We start from the raw sequence: 23,065 nt of genomic DNA, 5'->3' as shown, positions 1-23,065 counted from the left end.
GGCGCATCGGCAATTTCGGGCCCGGATCAGGCGCCTAGGTCAAATGCGATGAAACGACGATCTCGCTGCCTGTGGCGGCTCGTACGTCTTCGATCGCTACGGCATCGGCGAGTTCGAGAACCTCGAATGCAGGACGATCGCCACGAAGCGGCCGGAAGACGCCGAGGTCGGTGATCACGAGATCGACAACGCCCTTGCCCGTCAGGGGCAGCGAGCACTGCGGGACCAGCTTTGGCTGGACGGCGCCGGTCTTGTCCTTGGCGACATGCTCCATGACCACGACGACGCGCTTGACGCCGGCCACCAGGTCCATCGCGCCGCCCATGCCCTTGACCATCTTGCCCGGGATCATCCAGTTGGCGAGGTCGCCGTTGGCGGCCACCTCCATGGCGCCGAGGATCGAGATGTCGATATGCCCGCCGCGGATCATGGCAAAGCTGTCGGCGGACGAGAAAAAGCTGGTCGTCGGCAGCGCGGTGATGGTCTGCTTGCCGGCGTTGATCAGGTCGCCGTCCTCATCGCCCTCGAAGGGGAACGGTCCCATGCCGAGCATTCCGTTCTCGGATTGCAATTGCACACTGATGCCGGGCGCAATGTGATTGGCGACCAGCGTGGGAATGCCGATGCCGAGATTGACGTAGAAACCGTCTTGCAGTTCCTTGGCGGCGCGTGCCGCCATTTGATCGCGAGTCCATGCCATCGGTTATCTCTCCTACGCCGCGGTCCGCGGTCTGGTCGTGCGTTGTTCGATGCGCTTTTCGGGATTGGCGACGTGCACGATCCGGTCGACATAGATGCCGGGTGTATGGATCCCGTCGGGGTTCAGGTCGCCGACTGCCACGATGTGCTCGACCTCGGCGACGGTGAAGTCCGCCGCGGTTGCCATCATCGGATTGAAGTTGCGCGCGGTGTAGCGATAGATCAGGTTTCCCTCGCTATCGCCCTGCCAGGCGTGCACGATGGCGAGATCGCCGCGCAGACCCTTTTCCATGACATAGGTCTCGCCGTCGAAGTCGCGGCTCTCCTTGCCGTCCGCGACGAGGGTGCCGACCCCGGTGCGCGTGTAGAAGGCCGGGATGCCGGCCCCGCCTGCGCGAATGCGCTCGGCAAGCGTGCCCTGCGGGGTGAATTCGAGTTCGAGTTCGCCTGACAGAAACTGCTGTGCAAAGGTCTTGTTCTCGCCGACATAGGACGAGACCATCTTGCGGATCTGGCGCGAGTCCAGCAGGACACCGAGGCCGATCCCGTCGACACCGGCATTGTTGGAGATCACGGTCAGGCCGGTCACGCCGGATTCACGGATCGCCAGAATCAGGGCTTCCGGTATCCCGCTCAGCCCGAAGCCGCCCGAGAGGATCGTCATGCCGTTCTTGAGGCGACCGGCCAATGCTTCGGTCGCGCTGCTCATTACCTTCTTCATGGGTCATATTCCCTTTGAAACGAGATGGTCGCGATAGCGGATCGCGTTCTGTACGTAGCGCTGCGCCGAAGCCTTGAAGCGTTCGGATTCTTCTTCCGAAAGCGTCTTCACGAGCTTTGCGGGCGAGCCGAGGATCATCGAGCGAGGCGGAAACGACTTGCCTTCCGTGACCAGCGCCCCCGCCCCGACAAGCGAGCCTTCTCCGATCTCGGCACCATTCATGACGATCGCCCCCATGCCGATGAGCGTGCCCTTGCCGATCGTGCAGCCATGGAGGACAGCCCGATGGCCGATCGTGCAGTCTTCGCCGATTTCGAGCGGAAAACCCGGATCGGTATGGAGGATCGCGCCGTCCTGCACATTGCTGCGGGCACCGAGGTCGATCAGTTCGTTGTCACCGCGCAGGACGGCGCCGAACCACACACTGCTGTCCTTTCCGACGCGGATCCTGCCGATGACCTGGGCATCCGGCGCGATCCATCCCAATTGTTCGTCAAGGACCGGCCTGTGGTCTTCGAGATCGTAGAGGGGCATTTCATACTCCATTGGTAACCGTGATCGGGCGCCCGGGGCCGCGTTTGCCGCGGCCCCCACCACTCTCAGATCTTCGACGCGAGTTCCGGGGCCGGAATGACGTCCAGGTCATCGACGGCTTCGGTATCGGCCAGCGGACTGCCTGCAAGCACCGCCTGGAGACGGGCCTCGTCCAGTTCCCCTTCCCATTTCGCCATGACGATCGCCGCAACGCCGTTGCCGATCATGTTAACCAGGGCGCGCGCCTCGCTCATGAAGCGATCGATGCCGAGGATGAGCGCCATGCCCGCCACCGGGATTGCGGGCACCACGGAGAGCGTAGCGACAAGGGCGATGAACGAGGCGCCGGTGACGCCCGACGCGCCCTTGGACGTAACCATGGCGACGCCGAAGATGGCGAACTGCTGGCTGAGCGAAAGGTCCGTATTGGTTGCCTGGGCAACGAACAGGGCGGCAAGCGTCATGTAGATGGACGATCCGTCGGTGTTGAACACATAGCCGGTGGGCACCACCAGACCGACGACGGGTTTGGCGACGCCCGCATGGGTCAGCTTTTCCATCAGGCTCGGCAGCGCCGAGTCGGATGACGAGGTGCCGAGGACAATCAGGATCTCTTCCTTGATATAGGCCAGAAACTTGATGATGCTGAAGCCGGTCCACCAGGAGATCAGGCCGAGCACGCCAAAAACGAAAAGGATGCTGGTGAGATAGAAGGTGCCGATCAGGAAGGCGAGCGGGCCGAGCGACGACACACCGTACTTGCCGATGGTGAAAGCCATGGCGCCGAACGCACCGATCGGAGCGAGGCGCATGATCGCGTTGATGGCACCGAACACGAGATGCGAGCTGGCATCGATGACATCGCGGATCGGCTTGGCGCGATCACCGAGATGCGACAGGACGTAACCGAACAGGACCGAGATCAATACGACGGGAAGAATGTCACCCTGCGCGAAAGCATCGACCACCGTCTTCGGCACGATGTTCATGAGGAATTCGGTGACGGATTGCTCCGCAGCCTTACCGGCATAGACACTGACGGCATCGGCATCGAGCGTGGCGGGATCGGCGTTGAAGCCGGCACCGGGCTTGAGCACATTGCCGATCACCAGACCGATGGCGAGCGCGAGTGTCGAGACGACCTCGAAATAGAGCAGCGCCTTGCCACCGACGCGGCCGACCTTCTTCAGGTCGTTCATGCCGGCGATGCCCGATACGACGGTACAGAAGATGACGAGCGCGATGATCATCTTGATCAGTTTGATGAAGGTGTCGCCGAGCGGCTTCATCTCGATCGCCGACTCCGGCCAGAAATGACCAAAGACGATCGCGAGTGCGATGCCGATCATAACCTGTACGTAGAGTATCTGATACCAAGCCTTGCGCGGCTTTGGAGCAGTGGAAGCATGCGTCATGGAAGATCCTCCCTTCGGAATGAGCAAGATTGCCGCGACGGGCAACCCGTCACGTGAACTGGAATCGGAACTTCGAGGTAGGCGAGCGGTTAGCTCGCGCCGGCCTTACAGCGGCTGAGCTGGCGGCAGCGGCATTACCAGCAGGATCGTCGCCGGTCGGTCGGTCGCGTTGAAAAGTTTCCGCCCCTCGCTGGGCGCGACACGACAGGAATCCCACGGCGCAAGCACGACCTCCTCGACGCCGTTCGACACCGTGACCTCGCCGTCGAGAACGACGTAGAGTTTTTCGACGGACGAACTGTCGAGGGTCGTGCCGCCGCCCGGCTCAAGGATCGACACGCCGAGCCAAGCCGTGTCGGAAGGCCCGGCCTCGCGGCCCTGCAGGCGAACCATCCGCATTTTGTCGTGGCCTGCCGCCTGGTAGGGCGGCGCGTCGGCGAACTTGACGACGTGCATGGCGTCTACGCTCCCGGGACCAGCACGATACGGTCGCGCGAGGACGCCATGACGGCCTGGTAGGCGTCGTAGGCGTTTTCGAACGAATAGATCGCGCTCGGAAGAATGGGAAAGGGCTTGAGCTTGCCGGCGGCAAAGCCCGGCGCCAGCTGTTTGAGGATCGCGCCCGTCTCGACCGAGCTCAGCGAGATCGTGTCGATGCCGACATAGGTATGCTGCCCCTTGTAGAAGGCAAGCAGGTCGAAGGTAACGAAGCGATCGACCGCCGCGATGAAGATGGCCCTGCCCCCAACGGCGAGTGATTTCTGGCCGATCTCGTAGAACGGGTCGCCGACGGTGTTGTAAACGATAGCAGCTCCCTTGCCGCCGGTCAGTTCACGAACCAGCGCAGGCACATCCGTCCTGTCGGCAGCGATGACCTCGATCGGTGCGTTGGTGTGCCCCTGATAGGGTTCGTCCCGGCGCACGACGCCGATGACGCGGGCGCCGCGCCAAGTTGCGATCTGCGCCGCAGCCTGCCCCACCTTGCCGTTGAGGCCGAGGATGAGCACGGTCTCGCCAGCCTCGGGCAGCCCGACCCGATCCAGGCCTTTCCAGGCCGTGACGAAGGGCACGCCGATCCCTGCCGCAGCCTTGATGTCGATCCCGTCCGGAACCTCGACGACGGCGTCGGCCTCGACGATCATATGGCTCGCATGCGAGCCGTCCTGCCGGATGCCGAGATCGCCGGATGAACCGAAGACCAGCTTTCCGGCTAACTCCTGCGGGCCTGCCACCACCTGGCCCGCGAAATCGCGTCCCGGCGTTCGCGGAAACACCGCATAGGGCATCAGGCCGGTTGCCGCCTTGGCATCGGCCGGATTGACGGCCGCCGCATGGATTTCGACAAGCACTTCACCCGGCCGAAGCGGCCTTAGCGGATGCGTCTCGATGGGGAGCTTGATCGTATCGTAGCTCGGCGCATTGGCATGGAGACGCAGGCCCCTCACCATCGTTGCCGTTTTGATGTTCGGATCTTCGTTGTTCATCACGGTGGCCTCCTGTCACGCAGCTTCGCGCAAGCCGAGAATGCGGCGCGCTTCGGATGGATTTGCGATCTGGGCACCCAGATCTTCGGCAATGCGGCGGGCTTTCGCGACAAGGGCTGCATTGGAAGGCGCGAGCACGCCGCGGTCGATGTAGACGGCGTCTTCGAGCCCGACCCGGATATGGCCGCCGGCCAGGTAGGACAGGGCGAGCATCTGGAAGGCCGACCGGCCGATGCCGATGGCCGTGAAGACGGCATTGGCCGGCAGCAACCCGCGTGCGTAGAGCACGGTCTCGGACGACGGTTGGAAGCCGTATTTCACGCCCATGACGAAGGAGGTAAGGAGCGGCCCCGTGAGCGTGCCGTCGGCGACGAGATCGTGAAGGAGCGCCATATCGCCGGAATCGAACAGCTCGATCTCCGGTTTGACGCCCGCCTCGGTGATCACCTTCGCCATGCGGCGCGCATTTTCCGGCGTGTTGATGACGACCTGGCCGCCCGAATTCATGGTGTTGAGGTCGAGGGTGCAGATGTCGGGTTTCAGAGCGACGATATGATCGACGCGGCGTTCGGGTACCATCAGCGTCGTGCCCTCGGCCGCAACCTTCGGATCGTGCTGCGACGGCACGAACCGGCCGCCCGGACCCGTCGTCAGATTGATGATAAGGTCGGCATTCTTCGACCGGATGCGATCGAGAACCTCGCGGTAAAGGTCGAGATCCATCGACGGCTGCCCGGTCTCGGGATCGCGGACATGGATGTGGGCGATCGCCGCCCCGGCTTCGGCCGCTTCCAGCGCGGAATCGGCGATCTGCTGCGGCGTGATCGGCAGATGCGGCGTCTGCCCCGGCTTGGTGAGGTTGCCGGTGATCGCACAGGTGATGAAGATTTTTTGGAGCGGTGCGCGTGTCATTGTTTCCTCCCGTTGGTCCGGCTAGAGCGCGCGGCCACCATCGACCTGAATGATGTGTCCGGTCGAATAGCCGAGCATGGTGGCGCAGGCGGTGATCGCCGCGGCAATGTCTTCGGCGTCACCGATCCGCTTGAGAGGCGTCGAGGCCATGACCTTGTCGTTGAAGTCCGCGCTGCGCCCCGGAACGAACTCGGTATCGACGACACCGGGCGATACGGCGAGAACACGCACTTCCGGCGCGAGCGCTCGCCCCAGAGCCTTGGTCATGACATCGATGCCGGCCTTCGCCGCGCAATAGGCGATGGACGAACCGATGGCGGTGAAGGCCGCAATCGACGAGATCGACACGACCAGACCGTCACCGGATGCCTTCAAGAGCGGCGCGAAGGTGCGGATCGTCGCAAACTGACCGCGCCAGTTGACCTGCAGCATGAGATCGATCAGCTCGTCGGTGAGCGCGTCGAGGTCCGCATGCGGCACGGGCTTGGTGAAGCCGGCGGCATTGACCAGAATGTCGAGGCGTCCATGTTCTTTTTCGAGCACCGTGCGAAGCGCCACGAGGGAAGCGGTGTCGACGACATTGGCGACATAGGCCGCGTGCGGCGCGCCGAGTTCCGCAATCAGCGTCTTTGCCGCCTGCGTGTCACGCTCCGTGTCCATATGGGTGATGACGATAGTCGCACCTGCGGCGGCGAGCATGCGGCTGGTCGCGGCGCCGATCGCGCCGGCTCCGCCGACGACGAGAGCCACCTTGCCCTTGAGCGAGCGCGGATAGGTTTTACGTTCAGACTGTGCCGTGTTCGACATGAGGATCATCCGTTCAAGGTTGGGGGTCAGCGGATTGGCGGCGTCGGAAGCGTGGCCTCGCCGCGCTCCATCACGAATTCATAGGCAAGGCGGTACCAGGGGCCGTTCACATCGGCCGCCGGCGGCTCGCCCGTTCCTTGCGCAAAGTCGCCGATCAGGTGGCGCGTCACGCCGAACACCACGTCGCTTTCCAGATGCTCGTCGTCATCGACAAAGATCTGGGTGATGAGCGTCCTGTAGCCCGGCTTGAAGCAGAGAAAATGCAGGTGGGCCGGGCGATAGGGATGGCGTAGCTGCGCGCGCAGCAACTCTCCCACCGGCCCATCGGTCGGCACCGGGTAGCCCGCGGGCTTGACCGAGCGGAAGGCGATGCGGCCCTCTGCATCGGTGCGGAACTTGCCGCGCAGGTTCATGTTCGCCTGATCCGGATCCTGGTTCTCGTAGAGGCCGGCGGGTGACGCCTGCCAGACGTCGATTTCGACGCCCTCGATCGGCTGCCCCTCGGGATCGGTGATGCGACATCCGGCGAAGAGCGCGGATCCTGGCGTTTGCGAGCGGATGATCGAACCGCCGTTCTCGGTGGCAGGCGAATGCATCCGCCAGAACGGGCCGAGCAGCGCCGCAGCGGTTTCCGTCGCACCGTTCTGGCCATTGTTCAGCAGGCAGACCAGGGTCGAAAAACCAAGCGCATCAGAGGCCAGAACGCCTTCATTGTGCGCGTCGTTGGTTGCCTGACCGATCCGGTTGAGGAAATCGACGCCCTGTTCGAACTCCCCTTCGGTGAGGCGGACCTCGCGGGCGAAGGCATGCAAATGCCTGACGAGCGATTCCATGACCTCCCTGAGACGGTCGTTCGGCGCGCGCGACATCGCATCAAGCACGACGTCCGTCACCTCCTCCTGGTTTTCAATGATGTGACCTTGCCGGGTCTGTGTCTTTGCCGTATCCATGGCTTTGCCTCCTGCAATCGATTGCATGATTAATGCGAACGATTGCACATTGTCAAGAGTGCGAAGGCATACTTTTTGACAGATGGCCCAAATAGCGGTTGTATTCCCCTGAAGACGGCGGGTTCGCGCAATGGCGATCAATCGGCGCGCGAGCCTGCCGGATACAGCCGGCGTCGTACCGATACGGCGACAACCAGCAGTACCGCGATCGATTCCAGCGCATGGGCGGCGATGAAGACGCTGCTCGCGAGAACCAAAGCAGCAACCAGCAAGAGCAGCCAGTGCATCGAGCCATGCCTGGACGTCCGGTCGCGAACCAGCCAGAGGGCAGTCAGGTACACCGCGATCGGGATGCCGAAAGCGAGAGCGATATGCTGTTTCGAACCGGTTCCATTGCCGGCATCCGCGAGAAGCACAGCAAAACCGGCAGCCGTCGCTGCTCCCGCCGCAAAGAGCACACAATGACCGTACGCCCAGGTAAGAACGACACTGAGCTTGCGGCCGAGCAGTTGTTCGTTGCGGTCGAAGTAGAGCCCCCACATCGAAAAGGCGATGATGGAACATAGGGCCGCCCACCAGAAATGCTGGAACTGCGGCGTCGCCGGGCCCGAGATAATCAAGGCGACGGCGGCAAAACACTCGCCAAGGACAATGATGTTGAAGGAGTTGTAGCGATTGATGATGTGACCGTGGTGCCAGTTGCTGGCGCCCCGTCGCTCCGCCAGTGCAGGGACGGCCAGCTCGCCGAGAGCACCGAGTGCAAAGAGAGGGAAGTAGAACGGCGCCTGCGGAGAAACCAGGATGATCAAGGTGTTCCAGTAGATCTGCATGGCGCCGATCCCGGCCACGTAACGCAGGGCCGTCGGGCGGCCCTGTCGATCCCCGTTCGCGGCACCCAGCCACAGCGCAATCATGCCAAGCCGCATGATGCTGAAGCCGATGAGGACGAGCCAATGCGGCTGATCGCCGAGGCCGCTTCGAATCCCTCCGGCGAGCGTCAACGATCCAAACATGATGATCATCGTCACCACACGGAATGCGGCCGACTTGTTGTCATACCCCGAAGCGAACCACGTGTAGTTTGCCCAGGCCAGCCAGGCCATGAAAAAGCTGCAGGCAAACCGGATGGCACCAAGCGCAAGATCGCCGGCTTCGATGTCTTGCGCCAGTGCGTGCGCGGCGGCAGCCACCGTCACGACGGTGGCAAGATCGAACATCAACTCGAGCGAGGTCGAGTCGCGGTTGGTCTCGCCGCGATCGCGCGGGGCCAACCTGAATGAAGCTATCCTGGACAAGGCTGACCTACCTTCGAGATGACGTGGAAAGGGGGCGATTGCGCCTGCGGGGGCAAACAACATTGCCCATTCGTTCAGTTCGGCTTTTGCGCGCTCTTTGGCGAATAGAAAAGGCCGACCAGAAGCAGCAAGAGAGCTGGCAAAAGCATGCCGGCAACGCCTACCGTCACTTGCGCGAACGCCCCGGCCGCACATCCCGCCACGAAGCCGAGCACCAGGATGATCGACGTCAGCGATTGCCCCCACTCTTCAGGTTTCTCGCTATAGCCGACGAGACGACGGGCAGCGGCGACGGCGAGCCCGGCGATGTTGCCTGTCATCAGTGAAAACGGTGGGCCGAGCCTGGGGTCGAGGCGCTCGATCGCCGTCAACATCCCCATCGCGACAACCGCGAGAAGCGCACACGCCGACACCGGCCCGGCGTCGAAGATGGCAAGAAGGCCGGCCGTTGCGAACGCCGCTGCGGCGATGATGAGCGTCCAGAACGTCGCGCGTTCGAGAGGCTTGATCCGGGCGACCATGACGGCCGCAAAGCCTGCACCCGCCATGAAGAGCGGGAATGTCATGAGCTGGAGATCACGCAGGCCGCCTTTTTCATGGCCAACCAGACCCAGCCCCAACAGCACGACATTGCCGGTGACCAGCCCAACGAAAAGGCCGCCCAAGTGAATGAAGAAGAGCGCGTCCGCAAATCCGGAAACGAATGCCAGCGCCAGTGAATTGCTTTTCCCACGAAGTATGTTCAGCATTGTCCCCTCGCTGGTTGCTCATGAAGGCCGGAAAGCGAAATTCTGCCCCTGGGGCAGCTCGGTTCCCGGCGGATGGGAGGCAGCATCTGGGCCTGCTTGATCTCTTCGGTTCACCCAGTAGCCGCCCGGTGAAGAAAGATGTAGCGTGTTTGATTGCGCCGAATAACTGCAACAATAATTTTGAGTGAATTGCGAAATACGAAATAATTAGATCGGGAAACGCGAAGCTCCCGCGCCGACTTTGAGCATCGAATGCGATGATCGACGGGTCGTTGCCCTTTGCTGGCGCTTGCCCGGATCGTCGGCATCAGGGGGTCGCTATAAACCCTGGATGCGGAGGTCGACACGACAATCGGCAGGTTGAAAAGACGTGCTGTCCTGGCAAGGGCTACCGTATTGCCAACCAGCGGCTGGCGATCGTCGGATCCCGCACCGAATGCGAGCCCCGCCTGCTGGTCGACGATCAGGAGCAAGGGCTCGATGGGGGCAGAAGGGGAAGGGCCGTCATCGTTTGCACTCCGAAGAACAGTTCGATGATTGCAATGGTAGTCGCCCGGCCCGCCGGCGACTTGAACGAAAGTTCGGAATTTTGCCGAAACCGCTCAGATTTACTGGCAGGCGTGCCCTCGCTCGGAAACGCCGGTCTTGGATTTCTCTATTGCCGTGGCGGGCTGACTTCCCTCGTATTCACTGAGGTGCCGTCTTAACGGAAGCCTTGATGAAGCGAACCGGACTGTCCGGCCCAAATAGTCGTCAGCTACTTCGGGCATACGCAGTCATTGCGGGCGACCTGTTCCGGAGACGGGCATGGTGTATCCTGCCCCGTGAAATCCCCGGCGAGAATCGGCTCTCGTTCCGGCGAGCCCAGAGTTTGGCAGATGACATTTCTCCCTTTCAAAGGCGCAAAAATCGCATTGCTTTATCAAGGGCAACTGATCGCCTATCAGCGCGACCAGAAACCGGACATCCCGTTTCCCGGCATGCGGGATCTTCCCGGAGGAGGGCGCGAAGAGGGTGAAACTCCGATGGAGTGCGCAAACCGGGAGACGCAAGAGGAGTTCGATATCACAATCGATCCCGAGTGGATCGTATGGGAGCGACACTATCCGGCGCCGATTTCGACCGACCCTGGGAGCTATTTCTTTGTTGCAAAGCTTGAAGACGGCTTCGGGCCGATAAGGTTTGGCGACGAAGGTCAGCAATGGGCAATCATGCCGATTGCCGAGTTCCTGGATCACTCCGAGGTCGTCGAAAGTTTGAAAAGCAGATTGCGCGACTATCTCCTGAAGAACGCCTGACCTGGGCTTTCAGGCGCTCTCCAGGGGTGCGATAGATGCAGCAAGGCTGTTTGGAGGAATACGAATCTGAAGACCGTATCTATCAGCTTGCGTGAACGCATAGTGCTCTACGCCCTGCTCACGTCGCTGACCTCCATTAGCATCGACGCACTTTTGCCGGGTCTGCGGGCAATCGGAGCCGATGTCGGCGTTTCACCACCATTGTCGACGCAGCATGTCATATCGCTGTTCATCTTCGGCATGGCATTTGGAGAACTGCTGCTGGGGCCGATTTCCGATGCGCTGGGCCGGAAGAAGGCGCTTGTCCTCGGCCTCGGTGTCTATGCGGCCGGAACCATCATCGCTATGCTGGCGGGCTCGCTGGAAATGGTTATCCTGGGACGTTTCCTGCAGGGAGTCGGTGTTTCCGGCCCCAAGATTGCAACGCGAGCAATGATTCGCGACCAATTTGAAGGTGACGCCATGGCCCGCGTCATGTCCTTCATGTTCACGCTGTTTATTCTCGTACCGATGCTGGCGCCAGCCTTGGCGCAAGCTGTCATCCTCACCGCGGGATGGCGCAGCATCTTCATCTTCTACCTGGTGTTCGCCGGCTTCCTCGGCCTTTGGCTATTGCTGCGCCAGCCGGAAACCCTGCCGCCGGAGCGACGGATCGCCTTTCGGCCAAAACTGCTGTTCCGCAACGCGCAGCGCATTCTCACGAACCGTCGCGTAGCGCTACTGATCATCGCCACCGGCTTCGTTTTTGGAGCGCAACTTCTTTATCTGAGCACAGCCGCCGACCTCTTTTACGATGCATACGGGATCGCGGAGACCTTTCCGCTCTATTTTGCCATGCTGGCCACCGGCATCGGACTTGCCTCGTTTCTCAATGCGAAGCTGGTGCCACGCTACGGCATGGATGCCATGGCGCGCATCGGCTTTCTCGGCCTCATGCTGGCGGGGATGGCGATGCTCTCCGTGGTCCTCGCCTTCGACGGGCATCTGCCGCTTGCGATCCTTCTGGCCCTGACCTATGCCGCCTTCTTCTCAATTGGCATACTCTTCGGCAATCTCAACGCCATGGCGATGCGCCCGCTTGGACAGGCCGCCGGATTGGCCGCCTCGCTGATCGCCTCCGGTTCCAGCCTCGTCGCCACGGTATTTGCGATAACGATTGGCCATTTCTACGACGGCACACCCCTCAACCTGGCCTGCGGTCTCTTCATCGCCGGTATGTTTTCGCTGATCCTGGCTGAACTGTCGGCGCGCGGCTCTACGATTCCAATAGAGGTTGTTCGATAGAGCGTCGCAGAAATCCTGATTTCGCAAACATGCACCAACATTGGTCCCGGATTGCCCCACGGGAGCTCACCATCCACTCGTCCGCAGCCCTGTCATGGATCGGTCGGATCACGGCATTCGGACCCGCAGTGCGGTGTCCACAAGCAACAAATCTGCATTCGCTGCTCCGATGAACGACAGTGAGAACTCCCGATCACCCACCGAAACCGGAAATGCCAGTTGCGGGTAACCGCCAAGGCCGGCAAGACATAAATAGGGAATGCAGGCCGAACGGAATTCGGCAAGTTGATCCGCGGTGGCTTCACGACGCGGGGGGCTCGCCGCCAGCGTTGGCAAGGCAAGCAACGCGCCGTCTGCAAAGGCAGCATTCATTTCCCTGCGAAAAACCCTCCTGATCGCCTGCGCCTCCTTCACCACGGCCGGCGTCAGCCGCGACCCGGACAGGAGGCGGGCCGCGATGCTCGGCGCAATCGTCGAACCGTGGAGCTCGAAGAACGACCGATTGCTTTCCCAGGCTTCGCTCTGCAGGATCGTAACGAAAGCCGACGCAAGGTCGTCGTACCCAATCGAAGACAGGGAACGGACACACTGGAGCGGCACGGCGGTCGAGTGCATGCATGCAACCAGCGCATCGGCGATGGCCGGATCGATCGATTGCAGAATGTCTTCCGCGATCACAATGGATGTTGTTTGGCCCGGAACGGTCGGAAGGCCGACCGAGCCGGCGACCTGCGCCATGTGCTGGAGATGCGCGGTCATAAAACCGAGAACGTCGAAGCTCGGAGCGAGCGGGCGCAAACCGGCTGTGTTCAGTGTCCCATGGGTGGGCCGCAGACCTACGACGCCATTGATCGCAGCCGGCAGCCTGACCGAGCCTGACGTGTCCGTGCCAAGGCCAATATCCGCCAGGCCCGCGGCGACGGCGACAGCCGAACCGGACGATGAGCCGCCGGGGATCCGCTCCGGGTGTCGCGGATTGATCGGCATTCCGAAATGAACATTGTCGCCGATCAAGGAATAGGCAAGCTCGTCGGTGTTGGTTTTGCCGACAAAGCGCGCGCCGGCATCGAGCAACGTCTGTACGACCGGCGCCGTCTCCGTCTTGTTACCCGAAGCGGCGAGCAAGACCGGATTTCCCGCAGCCGTCGGATATCCGACGACATCGAAGAGATCCTTCACCGCCAGTCGCAGACCGGACAGGGGGCCGGTGGGCGCATGCTGCACCGCTTTGCTCGGATAGGGCACGAACGCATTCCACCGGTCCGCCATGGCCGCCGCCTAGATCTTCAGATGCTGCATGACGCGGCCTGCACTATCAGGGCCGTTCGCACTGACTTCCTGGATAGCGCCGAGCTTGAGGATCCCCCACCGGTCTGCGACCGAAAGCGCGAAATCCAGGTTCTGCTCGACAAGCAGCACGGTGGTGCCCCACCGCTCGCGGTCTTCCTTCAGCGCCCTTGCGATATTCTGGACGACGGACGGCTGCAGGCCCTCGGAGATCTCGTCGATCAGGAGCAACTTCGGACGCAACATGAGGGCGCGCGCCAGGATGAGCATTTTCTGTTCGCCGCCGGAAAGCGTGCCGGCCTTCTGGGCAAGGCGATCCTTGAGAAACGGGAAGTAGGCGTAGACCCGATCCAGCGCATCGGGCAGAAGCCTGTCACTTTTCAAGGCGAGACGAAGATTGTCGCGGATGGCGAGATCCTGGAAAAGTGGCAGCTCCTGTGGAGCATAGCCGATGCCCGATGCGATCAGTTGAGCCGATTTCCTTCCCGAAATGATCGATCCATCGACTTTGATGGTCCCACCACTCTGGCCCAGGAAACCCAGGATCGTCTTGAGCAGCGTCGTCTTGCCCATGCCATTCTTGCCGAGCAGCGCGAAGATTTCACCGGACGGGATCGAAAGAGACACATCGTTGATGACATCGATGACACCGTAGCCACTCGACACGCCGACAAGTTCGAGTTTTGCGGTCTCAGACATGAGCGCCTCCTGAGTAGATCGTACGGACCGTTTCGGAGTTCACCACCTCCTCGACGGTTCCGTCGAGAACGAGCTTGCCTTGGTGGAGAACAACGATGCGGCTCGATATCTCACGCACGAAGTCGAGATCGTGTTCGACCAGGATCGCGGCAAAGCCCATCTCATCCGTCAGTTTTTTCAGGATGGTGCCGATCGTCATCCGCTCGGTCTTGGTCAGACCCGCAGTCGGCTCGTCGAGAAGGATGACGCGTGGTTGCAGCGCCACCACCATCGCGAGTTCCAATGCCTGCCGCTGGCCATGAGAAAGCAGGGACACAGGTTTGTCGAGCATGGCGGCCATCCCGGTCAGTTCAAGGATATCGACAGCCGGCGCCGGCATTGCGATCTCCGTAGCGGAGTGGACCAGGCTCGGCGTCTGATGGCTGAACCGCGCCATCTTCAGGCATTCGCCGATCGTCATGCTGTCGAAAATGCTGGCAACCTGGAACTTTCGTCCGACGCCGAGGGCGACAATCTTCTCCGGCGTGTGACCGGCGATGTTCCTGCCGAGAATGTCGACTTCGCCCTCGACCCGCTCCCTGCCATCGGACAGGCAACGCATCATCGTCGTCTTGCCGGCACCATTCGGGCCGACGAGGCTTACAAGCTCGCCAGAACGAACTTCCAGGTCGATACCCTTCAGCACCGACAGGGCACCATAGGACTTCCCGAGATTGCGGATCGACAGGAGACTGCCCTCGTCCTTGCCGGCGAAGGGACGCATCGGGATCGGCGTCAGCTTGGTCCCTGTGCCGCCCGGCTTCAGCAACCGAGTGACCAGCGAAGCCAGACCACCCGGCAGAAGGATGATCATCACGACGAAAAGCCCACCGACGATCAATTGCCAAAGGTACGGCAGGTCGCCAGACAGGTTGGCGCTAAGGTAGTCGATGCCGATGGCGCCGAATATCGGGCCAATGATCGTGCCGCGACCGCCGAGTGCCGTCCAGACGACCAGTTCCGTTCCGAAAACGAAACCGGTGTTTTCCGGTGCGACGACGCCCGACGCATTGGCGTAGAGAAAGCCGGCAAGTCCGCAGACGCCGGCAAGCACGGCAGTCAAGGCGATCTTCAGCCTTGCCGGGTTCATGCCGAGATATGCGACGCGGGCTTCATTGTCGCGCACGGCCGCGAGGAGACGGCCGGCATCGGAACGCACGAAGAGGATCGCGAGTGCCGCAACGATGACGAGGCAGATGCCTGCCAGACGAAAGTAGCCGGCGAGACCGAAAGGTAGCGTTTCGTAGCCGACGAGCCCGCTCGAGGAGCCTGTCCAGACGCCGCCGGAGAAGACCGCCTGCGTGACGACGATTGGTACAACGAGCGAGATCACGGTGGCATAGAGTGGTGTCGATCCGTAGTAGAAGGACAACCAGCCGACAGCCAGCCCGAGCAGCAGCGGAATGACCAGAGCCGCGACCAGCGCCACCACGAAGAAGGCAGGGCTCGAGCCAAGATGCGTCAGCACCATTGCCGTCGCATAGGCGCCGACCCCGAAGAACGCCGCCTGCCCGAAGGTCAGCACGCCGGTGTAGCCCCAGAGGAGATCGACGGTGATGGCGAGCATTGCATAGATCATCGAGCGCGTCAGGACATTGAGGCTGAAACGGCCGAGGAACATCGGCCCGAACACAACGAGCAGGATGCCGACGATCGCCAGCACGACAAGGAGAACAAGGCGGAGGTTATGTCTGTTAGGCACGGGCGAATCCTTTCGGGCGGATGCGCAACGTGACAGCGCAAAGAACGGCTACGGCCATGCCGCCGAGAACCGGGCTGAGATAGATGCTGACGAGAACCTGGGCAGCCCCGAAGACGAGACAGGCCGCAGCCAGTGCACCGAAAGACGAACCGGCGACCATGACCAGCATGAACGCTCCGGTGAGCCATGCGACGCCCATGTTGGGATCGACGCTTGTCAGCGGCGCCAGAAGCGCGCCGGCCAATGCGGCAAGACCGGTTCCGATCATGAAGGTCGCAAGCCGGACCTTCTCGGTATCGATGCCAAGCGCCCGCGCCAGCGTCTCGTTCATGATCACGGCTCTCGCCGAAAGGCCGAGGCGCGTGCCGTCCAGCAGGAAGGCAAAGCCGACGCCGAGCGCAAGGGCGGCGACAATCGCAAAAAGGCGATAAAGCGAGTAGCTGACATCGAGGAAGGTGAGCGCGCCCGGCAGCAGCGGCGGGGTGAACTGGACATCCCGGCCGAACCACAAGGTGATCAACTGCCCGATGACGATGCCGAGACCCCAGGTCGCGAGAATGGCGTCCAGCGGGCGACGGTAGAGCGGCCGCACGATGAAATGTTCGGTCAGGCCACCGAAAGCCGCGCCGACAATGAAGGCAAGCGGAAGCGCGAGCCATGGATTGAGGCCAAGACCGGCAACGACGACGGCGCAATAGGCGCCGATCGTCAGCCAAGCGCCATGGGCGAAGTTGATGATCTTCAGCACGCCGAAGATTGCGAGCAGTCCGGCGGCAACGATGAACAGGATAGCCGCGGTACTGACGATATCGAGAACAAGTGTCATGTCGAAAAAATCCGATGCTGGAGGCGGGGCTTTCGCCCCACCCCGCACGAGAATTACAGGTTAGGGCACTGATCCCCGGGATCGACATCTTTGAAGCTGTCGACGACGACGACGCTTCCGTCGTCCTTCACCTGGCCGAGATACATCGTCAGTGGCGCATGATGCTGCTTGCTCATCGAAACCTCGCCGCGCGGTCCCTTGAAGGAAACAACCGGTAAGGCCTCGATAACAGCTTCCGTATCAATTGAGCCGGCTTTCTCGACGGCTGCCTTGTAGAGATAGATCGCCTCGTACTGCGGCACGGACAGGTCGTTGGGCGTGCGCAGTTCCTTGCCGAACTTCGCCTCCATCGCAGCCAGGAATGCCTTGTTCTCCGGGCTTTCGATGGCGGTGACATAGGACGCGGACAGGAAGATGTCCTTGGCTTCGGCTCCCATGCTTTTGGCGGTCCCTTCATCGACCGCGAGATTGCCGTAGGGTAGCTCGACGCCGGATGACCGCAATTGCTTGGTCAAGGTCACGTTCGGCGCGCCGCCGGCGGTCGATGTAATGATCGCATCAGCACCGGACGACTTGGCCTTTGAGATAACGGCCGTCCAGTCGCTTCCGTCTATCGGCAGATATTCCTCACCCACCACTTCAGCACCGGATTTGGTGATGTAGTCCTTGGCAAACGTGAGCATTCCGCGGCCGAACGCGTAATCGGAGCCGATCAGGAAGAACTTCTTCGCGCCCTGCTTGTTGATGAAGTTGTCGACGACCGGCGGAACCTGCTGTTCCGGCACCCAGCCATTGACGAAGAGATTGGCGTTACACGACTTTCCCTCGTAGAACGAAGTGTAGATGTAGGGAACGTCACCCTTGCTGATGATGGGCAGGCCCGCATTGCGCGCAGCGCTTGTTTCCATCGAGATGACGACATTGACTTCCTTCTGGAAGACGAGCGCATCGAAGGCCTTCTGGGCACCAGCCGCCCCGGAAGCGTCGTCGGCAATTTCCAGCTGCAACTGGCGCCCGAGAACGCCGCCCTTTGCATTAATTTCCTCGACGGCGAGTTCGGCCGCCTGAACGACCGAAGGCGCGACAACACTGTTGGCGCCCGAGAGACCGACAGGAACGCCGATCTTGATCGGGTCCTCTGCAAAAGCGGATGTGGCAAATGCCGCTGACGCCAATGCTAAAGTGATAAGTTTATTTTTCATTTTGTTCCCCTTTCTTGGCTTGGTTGGTTGGAATCAACCGTAGACATCCGCCCGGCGATCACCGAGCAGATGGTTGAAACTGTTGAGTGCCCGGGTGTCGGCAACACTCGACAGATCGATGTCCGCGAGAAGGATTTCCTCGCGGTCGGCACTTGCAGGGCCGGATATGGGCCAGCCCTGCGGCCCAAGGATCAGGCTGCGTCCGATGAAATTCTGGCCCCGCTCCGTGCCGATCCGGTCGGCGCAGGCGATGAACAGGCCGTTGCTGTGCGCTGCTGCCTTGTGCAGGATGTTTGCCATGGGCTCCGGTACGGTTTCCGCGCCGGCCATCGGCACCCAGTTGGTCGGAACGCAGACGAGCTCGGCACCGGCGAGCGCGAGTTTGCGAAAGGTCTCCGGAAACCAGCCATCGTAGCAGATCGCAATGCCGACGCGCCCGAACGGCAGGTCGAAGACCGGCAAGCCGACGTCGCCTTTTTCGAAATAGCGATGTTCGTTGTTCCAAAGGTGCAGTTTGCGGTATTTGCCGATAAACCCCTGCGGGCCGCATATCATCGCACTGTTGTAAAAACGGTCGCCATCGCGCTCTGCGACACCGCTGACGAGGTGGATGGATTGCTCGATGGCAAGGCGGCAGAGGGCGTCTGCGCTCTCTCCTCCCGGAACCGCGCCCGCCATCTCTGCGACTTCGTCCGCATCGTCGAAATTGTATCCGCTGTCGGCCAGTTCCGGCAGGACGACAATCTCCGCACCATTGCTCGCGGCGCGCGTCACCAGGCGTTCGATCGCCGCGAGATTGCCGGCACGATCGCCGACGACCGGTTCGAATTGAATTGCTGCGATCGTCACGCGGCGCGGGGTTGAGGTCTTGGGAACCAAAATTATCTCCAAACGCAAAAAACCCCTGGCACGGAAATCAATCCGTGAACCAGAGGCTACATAGCCAACATGTAAAAAGCGGCAGCCCTGCCGCTGAGCAATCTTGCTCGTTCTCACAAGACTTTCACAGGAGAAGTTCGCCGTCAAGTATGGCGATCGTGTATTTTCCCGCCTGTAAAAATGCAGAACAAAAGGTCCGTCGAAATGCGGCTTCGCAGGCTCTTTAAATCAATCAACTAATTGTAAATAAAAGATTATAATCGACAGGTCTACGCGTGTTTCCGCTCGTCTCAGGTGTCGTTTCGTCCGGCTATCTGTAGCCCGAGGCTCTTCATGGTTTCGTGGGCGGCAATGATGGATTCGGCGATCGCCGCCATTGGCATCCGCTTGGCCGTTGCCTGATCACGAAGCAATTTGTAGGCGGATTCTTCATCGAGGCCGTTGATGGTTCGCAGCGCCGACACGGCTCTTTCGACGAGGCGACGACCCTTCAGAGTGTCCTCAAGCTTCTGGACCTTGCCGGCCAGCCGCTTCTCGTAGCTGTGCCGGTATCGCGCCAGGGCAAACTGGGTGAGGATGCCGAGGGGCCTCAGCGGCTTGCTAATGACGCCGTGGGCATTGAGATCGATAATGGCCTGGAGCGACGTCGGGCTTTCATAGGTGACGATGGCAATGATCGCCGGCTGATGCTGGTCGGCCAGATGCAAGGCGTTCGCGACTTGGACATCCTCGATATGCAGGAACACCGTATCGACGTCGGCCGGCAAGACCGATGGCAAGGGCCAAGTCGCCCGTACCTCGCAGCCAAGCCGTTTGAGATGGGCGACCAGCGCGTCCCCGTCCTCGTCTCTCGGGTGAACGACGAGAACCCTGGCGCGCCGCAGATCCTGCATGATCCTACCGGGACCTGCCATGTTCAGGCCTCCAGCCAGACGTCTTCGAACCGCGAGGCGGCAAGATACGGATCGGGGCGTAGCGGACCTGGCGCCTGCCAGGCGATATCGAACAGCCCGTCGGCTCGGGCAACGCCGATGCGTGGATGCAGCCAAAGATGACGCGTGTCGGCATCGAAACTCAACCGCCCTTCGGGGGCAAGAAACTCTTCGGCGAGAATTTCCTCGGAAATGCGGTGGGTCTCCAGCGATCCGGCGCGGGCGAGAGCCCGAGCGAAGAGATGCACCTGCACATAGGCCGGCTGCGACCAGACGCTCGTCGTTACCTCCGGACCAAACCGGGCCTTGAACGCGCTGACGAAGCGATCGTTAGCCGCCGTCTCCACCGTCTGGAAGTATGTTGCCGAGAGGATGTGCCCGGTGCACAGATGCGCCCCGATCTCGCGAATTTCCGTTTCCGCCATGGTCAGGCTGGCGATGGGCACCTTTGCGCGATCAATGCCGGTCTCGGCATACATTCGGTAGAATTTCTGCGCGGATCGGCCGATGATGGTGGAAAAGATCGCATCCGGTTTCAGCCGCAGAACATCGGAAATGACCGAGCGCAACGTATCCTCCGTTGCATTTATCGGAATGTAGCGCTCACTGACGATTTCGCCGCCTTTCGCCTCCAGCACGTCGCGCATGACGCGGTTGGATTCGCGCGGATAAATGTAATCGGCGCCAACGAAGAGAATGCGCGATCCGTAGGTGCGAAGCAGATATTCTGCAAGCGCGAACGTATTCTGATTTAGCGTCGCCCCGGTATAGACGACGTTCTCCGAATATTCGAAGCCTTCATACATGGAAGGATAGAACAGAAGGCCGTCGTGCCGCTCAACGATGGGGAGAACGGCCTTGCGGCTTGCCGACATGGAGCCGCCGAAAATGATGTTCACGTCATCGTCGGTGAGAAGCTTGCGCGCCAGTTCCCTGTAGGCGGCATTGTCTCCGCCCGGATCATAGGCGACGGGGACGATGGGCTTGCCGAGCACGCCGCCGGCCGCATTGATCTCCTCGATCGCAAGCGCCGTCCCGAAGAAATGCTCGCTCTCGGTGACTTCGGTCACGCCGCTGCGAGAGAAAAGAATTCCAACCCGCCACTCGTTGTCCATCACATCACTCCAGCATTTCGACTTGGTCGGAACAAGGCACACCTATTACCGGCCATGGCAAGCAAAACGCCACCTCCCTGGTGAATACAGATAGATAAGGACGATAGAAAGCGCGGTTTCCAAACAAAACCGGCCCTCGGTGTTCTCGCCAAGGCGATAGGCGTTTCGACAATTGCGAGAAGGCTGTGCCGCCCGCGATTGCCGGGCACGCGCAGAACACATCAGGCCGGCACGAAGCGATAAGCAGCACCGGCGCGCTCGGCATAGCCGACGCCCGGATAGGTCCAGTGGTAGCCCAGCATCTTGATCTTTTCCGTGGCGGCCCGGTCGAGCAGCATCTGCCGGCTTTTCAGGGCCGTCTCCGCATCCGTGTCGAAACCGAAATGCCAGTCCGGCCGTGCAAAGAAGATGGTGTCGCTGGTGCAGGCATCGCCCGTCACGAGCAGGTTGCCGTCGCCGGCAAGCTCAAGGGAGAGATGTCCGGGTGTGTGGCCGAGTGTCGGCAGGACCGCCATGCCCGGCACGATCTCGTCGCCCGGCTTGACCAGCGTCAGGCGATCCTTGACCGCGCCGAGATCCCGCTGTGCGCCCTTGGCGAAACCGTGCAGCCCGGATGGCTGGCGGGTTTGGAAGGCCGGGTCGGTCCAGAATGCGGCTTCCGCCTCACCGACATAATAATGGGCATTCGGGAAAAGCACCCTGCCGTCGGGCATCGTCGTACCGCCGGAATGGTCGGGGTGTACATGGGTAAAGACGACTTTCGTGATCTCCTCCGGCTTGATGCCCAGCGTCCCGAGGTTTTCCGCAAGGCGTCCCGCGCTTGGCTGGAAGTACGGCCCGCAGCCGTTGTCGACGAGAATGAGATCGTCGCCGTGGCGGATCAGCGGAATGTTCGCCTGCACCGCCGCGCCCTTCTCGTCGCCGCCGAGCCGTTTCAGGAAATCGGCCCGCTCCTCGGCATTGGCATCGGGCAGCAGGATTTCCGGCGGCAGCATCAGCACGCCGTCGCTGACGACCGTAACATCGAAGGCGCCATGGCTGAATTTGTGAAAGGGCGCAGCAAGGACCTGGCGCGGCAGGGCAAGCAATCCAGTGGCCGCAGCGGCGCCCGCGAGCAACTGCCGGCGGGTGGCAAGAATGGGTTTTGTTTCGGCTATAGGCATCGCAAGTCTCCGCTGAATATCGTCTCGAAGAGGGAAAGGCGCGCGCCGGGCCGGAAACGGCCGCGACGCGCGGGGCTGCCGGGGAGGCGCGGGTCAACCCTTGATGAAGGCCAGGAGATCGGGGTTGACGATCTCGGGATGGGTAGCGCACATGCCGTGCGGCAGGCCGTTGTAGGTTTTCAGCGTGCCGTTCTTCAGCAACTTTGCCGAAAGCGGGGCGGAATCCGCATAGGGCACGATCTGGTCGTCATCGCCATGCATGACGAGGACCGGCAGGTCGATCGCCTTGAGGTCCTCCGTGAAATCCGTCTCGGAAAAGGCTTTTATGCAATCGTAATGGGCCTTTGCACTGCCCATCATGCCCTGTCGCCACCAGTTGGTGATCAGACCTTGCGAGACTTTTGCGCCGGGCCGGTTGAAGCCGTAAAAGGGACCAGCCGGCACATCCAGAAAGAACTGCGCGCGATTGGCAACGAGCGCGGCACGAAACCCGTCAAAAACCTCGATCGGTAAGCCCCCCGGATTCGTTTCCGATTTCACCATGACCGGCGGCACCGCGCCGATGATGACCGCCTTGGCGACCCGCCCCTTCTTCGCACGGGCGACATAATGCACCACTTCGCCGCCGCCCGTCGAATGGCCGACGTGGACGGCTTCCTTCAGGTCGAGCGCATCGGTAAGCGCGGCGACGTCAGCGGCATAGGTATCCATCTCGTTGCCGGTGTCGGTTTGCGTCGAGCGACCATGGCCGCGGCGATCGTGGGCAATGACGCGGAAACCCTCGTTGAGGAAGTACATCATCTGATTGTCCCAGTCGTCGGCTGAAAGCGGCCAGCCGTGATGGAAGACGATGGGCTGCGCATCGCGCGGGCCCCAGTCCTTGTAGAAGATTTCGACATCGTCAGCAGTCTTGATGAAAGGCATGGCGTTGGTTCCCTTCGTTTCGTTTGGTTCGGTGGTTGATACCTGGGCGACGGCATCCAGCGGCAGGGCGAGCACCGCAAGGCCGGCGGCAGCGCCAAGGAGAAGATCGCGGCGCGTGGCCTCGAGTGGAAAGGCGATGGCTCGTTCAT

The 23,065-nt window shown here is 61.4% G+C and carries 23 protein-coding genes; 2 read left to right on the top strand and 21 right to left on the bottom strand.

From position 1 onward, the window contains the following. Positions 1–34: 34 nt before the first annotated feature. From AC1RT2_RS18345 to AC1RT2_RS18295, 11 genes are all read right to left on the bottom strand, one after another. Positions 35–700, bottom strand: coding sequence for a 3-oxoacid CoA-transferase subunit B (locus tag AC1RT2_RS18345; protein WP_493104144.1), 666 nt, complete (start codon positions 698–700; stop codon positions 35–37). Between the two features lie 12 nt (positions 701–712). Next, positions 713–1,420, bottom strand: coding sequence for a CoA transferase subunit A (locus AC1RT2_RS18340; RefSeq protein WP_493104143.1), 708 nt, complete (start codon positions 1,418–1,420; stop codon positions 713–715). A 3-nt stretch (positions 1,421–1,423) separates the two neighbouring features. Further along, positions 1,424–1,954, bottom strand: coding sequence for a gamma carbonic anhydrase family protein (locus AC1RT2_RS18335; RefSeq protein WP_493104141.1), 531 nt, complete (start codon positions 1,952–1,954; stop codon positions 1,424–1,426). A 65-nt stretch (positions 1,955–2,019) separates the two neighbouring features. After that, the gene (locus AC1RT2_RS18330) at positions 2,020–3,369 is read right to left on the bottom strand and encodes a dicarboxylate/amino acid:cation symporter (RefSeq protein ID WP_493104139.1); all 1,350 of its coding nucleotides are present in this window, start codon (positions 3,367–3,369) and stop codon (positions 2,020–2,022) included. A 105-nt stretch (positions 3,370–3,474) separates the two neighbouring features. Next, positions 3,475–3,825 (bottom strand): cupin domain-containing protein, encoded by a 351-nt coding sequence (locus AC1RT2_RS18325; protein ID WP_493104138.1) that lies wholly within the window; start codon positions 3,823–3,825, stop codon positions 3,475–3,477. Between the two features lie 5 nt (positions 3,826–3,830). Continuing rightward, complete coding sequence (locus tag AC1RT2_RS18320; RefSeq protein ID WP_493104137.1) at positions 3,831–4,853, bottom strand: quinone oxidoreductase family protein; 1,023 nt, start codon at positions 4,851–4,853, stop codon at positions 3,831–3,833. Between the two features lie 15 nt (positions 4,854–4,868). After that, positions 4,869–5,765 carry a beta-keto acid cleavage family enzyme gene (locus AC1RT2_RS18315; protein ID WP_493104135.1) on the bottom strand — a complete coding sequence of 299 codons (897 nt, stop codon included), beginning with the start codon at positions 5,763–5,765 and terminating at the stop codon, positions 4,869–4,871. Positions 5,766–5,786: 21 nt separating this feature from the next. Continuing rightward, on the bottom strand, positions 5,787–6,572 hold the full coding sequence (locus AC1RT2_RS18310) for an SDR family NAD(P)-dependent oxidoreductase (protein ID WP_493104133.1): 786 nt from the start codon (positions 6,570–6,572) through the stop codon (positions 5,787–5,789). A gap of 26 nt (positions 6,573–6,598) precedes the next feature. Then, entirely contained in the window at positions 6,599–7,522 is a 924-nt protein-coding gene (locus AC1RT2_RS18305) for a dioxygenase family protein (protein ID WP_493104132.1), read from the bottom strand. Positions 7,523–7,659: 137 nt separating this feature from the next. Further along, positions 7,660–8,793: a low temperature requirement protein A gene (locus AC1RT2_RS18300; protein WP_493104131.1), complete on the bottom strand. Its 1,134-nt coding sequence runs from the start codon at positions 8,791–8,793 to the stop codon at positions 7,660–7,662. A gap of 98 nt (positions 8,794–8,891) precedes the next feature. Continuing rightward, positions 8,892–9,566: a DUF1275 family protein gene (locus tag AC1RT2_RS18295; RefSeq protein WP_493104129.1), complete on the bottom strand. Its 675-nt coding sequence runs from the start codon at positions 9,564–9,566 to the stop codon at positions 8,892–8,894. An 878-nt stretch (positions 9,567–10,444) separates the two neighbouring features. Here AC1RT2_RS18295 and AC1RT2_RS18290 point away from each other — a divergent pair. Further along, positions 10,445–10,864 (top strand): NUDIX hydrolase, encoded by a 420-nt coding sequence (locus tag AC1RT2_RS18290; protein WP_493104127.1) that lies wholly within the window; start codon positions 10,445–10,447, stop codon positions 10,862–10,864. 102 nt (positions 10,865–10,966) lie between these two features. Next, entirely contained in the window at positions 10,967–12,148 is a 1,182-nt protein-coding gene (locus AC1RT2_RS18285; RefSeq protein WP_493104125.1) for a multidrug effflux MFS transporter, read from the top strand. A gap of 108 nt (positions 12,149–12,256) precedes the next feature. Here the strand turns inward: AC1RT2_RS18285 and AC1RT2_RS18280 are convergent, their stop codons facing one another. The 10 genes from AC1RT2_RS18280 to AC1RT2_RS18235 form a co-directional block, all read right to left on the bottom strand. After that, the gene (locus AC1RT2_RS18280; RefSeq protein WP_493104123.1) at positions 12,257–13,417 is read right to left on the bottom strand and encodes an amidase family protein; all 1,161 of its coding nucleotides are present in this window, start codon (positions 13,415–13,417) and stop codon (positions 12,257–12,259) included. 9 nt (positions 13,418–13,426) lie between these two features. After that, positions 13,427–14,134 (bottom strand): ABC transporter ATP-binding protein, encoded by a 708-nt coding sequence (locus tag AC1RT2_RS18275; protein WP_493104121.1) that lies wholly within the window; start codon positions 14,132–14,134, stop codon positions 13,427–13,429. Beyond that, on the bottom strand, positions 14,127–15,875 hold the full coding sequence (locus AC1RT2_RS18270) for a branched-chain amino acid ABC transporter ATP-binding protein/permease (protein ID WP_493104120.1): 1,749 nt from the start codon (positions 15,873–15,875) through the stop codon (positions 14,127–14,129). Before AC1RT2_RS18270 ends, AC1RT2_RS18275 begins: the two co-directional genes overlap by 8 nt. After that, complete coding sequence (locus AC1RT2_RS18265; protein ID WP_493104117.1) at positions 15,868–16,701, bottom strand: branched-chain amino acid ABC transporter permease; 834 nt, start codon at positions 16,699–16,701, stop codon at positions 15,868–15,870. Before AC1RT2_RS18265 ends, AC1RT2_RS18270 begins: the two co-directional genes overlap by 8 nt. A 53-nt stretch (positions 16,702–16,754) precedes the next feature. Then, entirely contained in the window at positions 16,755–17,903 is a 1,149-nt protein-coding gene (locus AC1RT2_RS18260) for a substrate-binding protein (RefSeq protein WP_069063489.1), read from the bottom strand. Between the two features lie 33 nt (positions 17,904–17,936). Then, on the bottom strand, positions 17,937–18,782 hold the full coding sequence (locus tag AC1RT2_RS18255; RefSeq protein WP_493104561.1) for a nitrilase family protein: 846 nt from the start codon (positions 18,780–18,782) through the stop codon (positions 17,937–17,939). A gap of 290 nt (positions 18,783–19,072) precedes the next feature. Beyond that, a complete protein-coding gene (locus AC1RT2_RS18250; protein WP_493104116.1) occupies positions 19,073–19,696 on the bottom strand; it encodes an ANTAR domain-containing response regulator in 624 nt (207 codons plus the stop codon). A gap of 2 nt (positions 19,697–19,698) precedes the next feature. Beyond that, complete coding sequence (locus tag AC1RT2_RS18245) at positions 19,699–20,832, bottom strand: transporter substrate-binding domain-containing protein (protein ID WP_493104115.1); 1,134 nt, start codon at positions 20,830–20,832, stop codon at positions 19,699–19,701. Between the two features lie 218 nt (positions 20,833–21,050). Continuing rightward, the gene (locus AC1RT2_RS18240) at positions 21,051–21,986 is read right to left on the bottom strand and encodes an MBL fold metallo-hydrolase (RefSeq protein ID WP_493104558.1); all 936 of its coding nucleotides are present in this window, start codon (positions 21,984–21,986) and stop codon (positions 21,051–21,053) included. 99 nt (positions 21,987–22,085) lie between these two features. Next, the gene (locus AC1RT2_RS18235) at positions 22,086–22,916 is read right to left on the bottom strand and encodes an alpha/beta fold hydrolase (protein WP_493104556.1); all 831 of its coding nucleotides are present in this window, start codon (positions 22,914–22,916) and stop codon (positions 22,086–22,088) included. Positions 22,917–23,065 lie beyond the last annotated feature (149 nt).

This window comes from Shinella sp. GW821-FHT11G07 (assembly GCF_058808115.1).
The sequence above is the reverse complement of the archived record's forward strand: the minus strand, read 5'-3'. Positions and strand labels throughout refer to the sequence as shown.

Coding starts and splice junctions, on each gene's coding strand:
- AC1RT2_RS18265 (WP_493104117.1), bottom strand. CDS start 16,701: ATGACACTTGTTCTCGATATCGTCAGTACCGCGGCTATCCTGTTCATC.
- AC1RT2_RS18345 (WP_493104144.1), bottom strand. CDS start 700: ATGGCATGGACTCGCGATCAAATGGCGGCACGCGCCGCCAAGGAACTG.
- AC1RT2_RS18280 (WP_493104123.1), bottom strand. CDS start 13,417: ATGGCGGACCGGTGGAATGCGTTCGTGCCCTATCCGAGCAAAGCGGTG.
- AC1RT2_RS18310 (WP_493104133.1), bottom strand. CDS start 6,572: ATGTCGAACACGGCACAGTCTGAACGTAAAACCTATCCGCGCTCGCTC.
- AC1RT2_RS18260 (WP_069063489.1), bottom strand. CDS start 17,903: ATGAAAAATAAACTTATCACTTTAGCATTGGCGTCAGCGGCATTTGCC.
- AC1RT2_RS18315 (WP_493104135.1), bottom strand. CDS start 5,765: ATGACACGCGCACCGCTCCAAAAAATCTTCATCACCTGTGCGATCACC.
- AC1RT2_RS18275 (WP_493104121.1), bottom strand. CDS start 14,134: ATGTCTGAGACCGCAAAACTCGAACTTGTCGGCGTGTCGAGTGGCTAC.
- AC1RT2_RS18235 (WP_493104556.1), bottom strand. CDS start 22,916: ATGCCTTTCATCAAGACTGCTGACGATGTCGAAATCTTCTACAAGGAC.
- AC1RT2_RS18335 (WP_493104141.1), bottom strand. CDS start 1,954: ATGCCCCTCTACGATCTCGAAGACCACAGGCCGGTCCTTGACGAACAA.
- AC1RT2_RS18325 (WP_493104138.1), bottom strand. CDS start 3,825: ATGCACGTCGTCAAGTTCGCCGACGCGCCGCCCTACCAGGCGGCAGGC.
- AC1RT2_RS18330 (WP_493104139.1), bottom strand. CDS start 3,369: ATGACGCATGCTTCCACTGCTCCAAAGCCGCGCAAGGCTTGGTATCAG.
- AC1RT2_RS18340 (WP_493104143.1), bottom strand. CDS start 1,420: ATGAAGAAGGTAATGAGCAGCGCGACCGAAGCATTGGCCGGTCGCCTC.
- AC1RT2_RS18290 (WP_493104127.1), top strand. CDS start 10,445: ATGACATTTCTCCCTTTCAAAGGCGCAAAAATCGCATTGCTTTATCAA.
- AC1RT2_RS18305 (WP_493104132.1), bottom strand. CDS start 7,522: ATGGATACGGCAAAGACACAGACCCGGCAAGGTCACATCATTGAAAAC.
- AC1RT2_RS18295 (WP_493104129.1), bottom strand. CDS start 9,566: ATGCTGAACATACTTCGTGGGAAAAGCAATTCACTGGCGCTGGCATTC.
- AC1RT2_RS18320 (WP_493104137.1), bottom strand. CDS start 4,853: ATGAACAACGAAGATCCGAACATCAAAACGGCAACGATGGTGAGGGGC.
- AC1RT2_RS18250 (WP_493104116.1), bottom strand. CDS start 19,696: ATGGCAGGTCCCGGTAGGATCATGCAGGATCTGCGGCGCGCCAGGGTT.